Origin of the sequence: Piscirickettsia salmonis LF-89 = ATCC VR-1361 (assembly GCF_000297215.2) — a bacterium.
GTDB classification, from domain to species: domain Bacteria; phylum Pseudomonadota; class Gammaproteobacteria; order Piscirickettsiales; family Piscirickettsiaceae; genus Piscirickettsia; species Piscirickettsia salmonis.
The window spans coordinates 1-3,539 of the sequence record NZ_AMFF02000057.1; the positions used below are offsets into that span (position 1 = coordinate 1).

Consider the following 3,539-nt stretch of genomic DNA (forward strand, 5'->3'; position numbering starts at 1 on the left):
TAAATTTTGGGGATCATTTCACAATATAAAGCTCAAACTTATTACTTACTCGCCGATATATGCATATAGAAAACTTTTGATCTTCATCATCTAACGATATTATAACAATGAATATACTCTCCAGCCTTTTATTAATTATTCTATTTACTCTAATTTTCTTTAGCTTATTTATATTTTCATATGCACAAACCTTTATGATGACTTTATTCATTGTTGCTGTTCTTGCTGGGCTATTCTATTTGCCACTATTCTTTTTTATTAAGTATAAGAGCCAGTTACAGTACAATACTGAACTTAAAAAACGCAACGAGAATATTCAATCATTCCTTCACGCCCTAGATGAATATCGTAGTGCTTTTGAGGATGCTCGATTCTATAAAAAATCAAAGCCCAAACAAAAACAACAGAACAAGAAAGCCACTGCACCTCCTAGACATCATCATACGCCAACAAAACCTGAAGATATGGGCTCACGTCAAGCTGCCGCACGAGAACAATTTTACATGCGTGCTTGCAATACCTATCAAAGTCGACGTCAACGCGTAGAAAGTTCGCGTCTAGATCTTGAGCGTATCTATAAAAAACTCATCGGCTTTTATGGCGTAGAACACAAACGTATTGAGAAAAATCTATCAAAAATCAAAGGAATAGAAGCAAACTGGAAAGACTGGTATGGACAGTGGCTCAATAGCATTAACCCTTTTACCCGCTTTCACCTAGATAGTAATGACTTAGAAAAAGCGAAAACTATTCTTAATGATCAAAATGTATACGATGAAAACTCAGAAAACCCGGTGTCAAAAAATTTTGGTTCAGTTTTTGCATCGCTAAGAGAAGACTTACAAAGTATACTCGATAATAGTTCAGAATTAAAATAATGCGACCTAGCCACAGCCATGCTCTAAGTGCACTTATTAAGTTACTCATCGTGATGATTTTAGTAGTTTTACTATTTAACCCAGCGGTGTCTTGGCAAGCGGCCATTGTATTTTTAATTATTATTATATTTCTGATTGGCTTCATTATTATTACCTACGAAAACTTTGAACACGGCATACGTAAGCAACTTGCTAAAAAAGAAGATGATGCCTTACTTAACATAGAAGATAAGACAGATAGTACAACGAAGAAGCTAACAAACGCAGACTTAGCAAGCGCTGAAAAAACAGAAGAAAAATAAGCCTCTATTTATACTCACTATGACTATCACTATGCGAAGTCAGTAATCAATAGAAGCTTTCAATCAACATTAATATAATATTTGATAATATTTAAAGTATTACCAGTTTGCTAAAACCTCTTTAGGGTCTACAAAACTTTTATCTAAAGCCTTAGCAACCTGTGCATAGGTAATCTGACCTTTATGAATATTCAAGCCATTTAACAAGTGAGGGTCATTTTCCAGCGCTTGCTTAGCGCCTTGGTTCGCCAGTTGCAAAGCAAAAGGTAAAGTCGCATTATTAAGCGCAATAGTCGAGGTATATGGCGCAGCGCCTGGCATATTTGCCACACAATAATGCACCACCCCATCAATACTATAAATAGGATCTGAATGCGTTGTTGGACGGCTGGTCTCAAAGCACCCCCCTTGATCAATAGCAACATCAACCATTACAGTTCCTTTGCGCATTTTCGGTAGCATATCACGGGTAATCAGCTTAGGAGCAGCAGCACCTGGGACAAGCACCGCCCCGACAATTAAATCAGCATCTAAAGCGTACTGTTCAATCGTCTCCTGCGTCGCATAAATTGTTCTTACCTGTGAACCAAATTGCGCATCTAACTCACGTAACCGATGCAAAGACTTATCTAGCACAGTCACGTTTGCGCCCATTCCCACTGCCATTTGTAGCGCATTCGTACCCACAACGCCACCGCCGATCACAACAACATTTGCAGGAGCAACACCAGGAACGCCTCCCAGAAGCAAGCCTCGGCCGCCTTGGGCTTTTTCTAAGCAGTGTGCACCCGCTTGAATTGACATACGCCCAGCAACCTCGCTCATCGGCGAGAGTAAAGGCAACTGACCTCGAGCATCAGTCACCGTTTCATAAGCAATTGCTGTACACCCTGAGCGCTGCAACAACTCAGTTTGGCGTGGATCTGGGGCTAAATGCAAATAAGTAAATAGAACTTGATCTTCGCGAAGCATCTCGCATTCTTGAGGTTGAGGCTCCTTAACTTTCACAACCATTTCAGCACTACTAAAGACATCTTTCGCAGACCCTACAATCTCCGCGCCTGCACTGCGATAATCATCATCACTCATGCCTACACCGTCACCAGCCGCACTTTCTACGATAACTTGATGGCCATGTGCTAATAACTCACGCACGCTCGCTGGGGTCAAACCCACCCGATACTCATGATTTTTAATCTCTTTAGGAATGCCGATTAACATGTAATGCCCCTTCTTCTCAACACTGTCTGTAATTCTAGTCCAGCTTATCTTAACTGTTTTACTCAAGAGTGCAATCTTGCAATGCAATACATTAAGATAATGGTATAATTTATTGATACCAATCAACAAATTTTTCTAAAGCAAAAAAGATTAGCATTACTTTTACCCCTCTTCTTGCTTAAATTAATTCAAAATTAACCTTAATAACAATGCCCTCACTCAATGTACTTTCATATCAATGCAGCTTAGCCAATTAGAAAAATAACGTGAGTTCGATATAACTCAGTTGGTCAATAGGTTACGCTGGATATTAAGCGATGGCTTCTTCTCCTGAAGACAGTAGGCTGCTAATCCAGCAAGAATATTGACCATAAAGTTGTTGACACTACGATGCCTAGAGTGCTCGATTTGTGAGATGTTTTTAAGTTGATCAAATACACTTTCAATAATTCCACGTCTTCTGAGTAAAATTTTATCGATGATAGGCATGAGCCTATTTTTCATATTCTTGCGAATTTTATTGATTAATTGCAGTCCTTTTTCATAAAGCCTGTTAAATAAATCTTGTGAAATGTAACCTTTATCACCAATAATCTTACCTGTCAGACCTTGAGCAATTTCAGGTACATCCGTTGTTGCCTGACTGAGTTTAAAGGCCATCAACCCCCCCATCGTTGAACCACATTTTTTAGCCAGTCCTTTAAAGACTCTATTTTGATGACTGCGTTTATGATGACAGACTCGTAGTACGGTTGAATCAACAAAATAGATTCCGCCCTCCGTCATCTGAAGTGCAACACTCAGTAGAGAGTTCATATTCATACAGATAAACTCTCTAGTTCGCCTTTTGACTTAGAGGGTAGAGATGGTTTATCGGCACTTAAATGGCATAATAACTTTGCGAGTAAAATAAATCTGGCAATGTAGGAGGGAGACTCGCTCAGATCAATTGCTAAGAAGGCACTTCGGCTTTTCTCCTAGCACGTATTAGACCGTGAGATTAAACGGCCACACCCCAATACGAATTTTTAAAGGTCTTTATTGTCACCGGCTTACTTCTCGCTGTGCACAAGAAAAAACGAGCTAACGCTAAGCAAGGTCAAGCTTTTCGACAAATTTCAGAGGAGGCAAAAATGTT

The 3,539-nt window shown here is 39.4% G+C and carries 3 protein-coding genes and 2 pseudogenes; 3 read left to right on the forward strand and 2 right to left on the reverse strand.

All coding sequences use genetic code 11. The annotated features are described in order from the left end of the window. The first annotated feature begins 194 nt into the window (after positions 1-194). Both C200_RS05980 and C200_RS05985 read left to right on the forward strand, forming a co-directional pair. The gene (locus C200_RS05980; RefSeq protein WP_230384623.1) at positions 195-878 is read left to right on the forward strand and encodes a hypothetical protein; all 684 of its coding nucleotides are present in this window, start codon (positions 195-197) and stop codon (positions 876-878) included. A gap of 53 nt (positions 879-931) precedes the next feature. Beyond that, positions 932-1,180 (forward strand): hypothetical protein, encoded by a 249-nt coding sequence (locus C200_RS05985; RefSeq protein WP_230389126.1) that lies wholly within the window; start codon positions 932-934, stop codon positions 1,178-1,180. Between the two features lie 99 nt (positions 1,181-1,279). Here C200_RS05985 and ald read toward each other — a convergent pair whose 3' ends face one another. Beyond that, complete coding sequence (gene ald / locus C200_RS05990) at positions 1,280-2,401, reverse strand: alanine dehydrogenase (protein WP_016211974.1); 1,122 nt, start codon at positions 2,399-2,401, stop codon at positions 1,280-1,282. A 282-nt stretch (positions 2,402-2,683) separates the two neighbouring features. Then, positions 2,684-3,184: pseudogene (locus C200_RS05995) on the reverse strand (transposase); the annotation flags it as partial. Positions 3,185-3,328: 144 nt separating this feature from the next. Between C200_RS05995 and C200_RS16890 the strand changes: the two are divergent. Further along, positions 3,329-3,539 (forward strand): annotated as a pseudogene (locus C200_RS16890) (IS30 family transposase); the annotation flags it as partial.

Coding starts and splice junctions, on each gene's coding strand:
- C200_RS05980 (WP_230384623.1), top strand. CDS start 195: ATGATGACTTTATTCATTGTTGCTGTTCTTGCTGGGCTATTCTATTTG.
- C200_RS05985 (WP_230389126.1), top strand. CDS start 932: ATGATTTTAGTAGTTTTACTATTTAACCCAGCGGTGTCTTGGCAAGCG.
- ald (WP_016211974.1), bottom strand. CDS start 2,401: ATGTTAATCGGCATTCCTAAAGAGATTAAAAATCATGAGTATCGGGTG.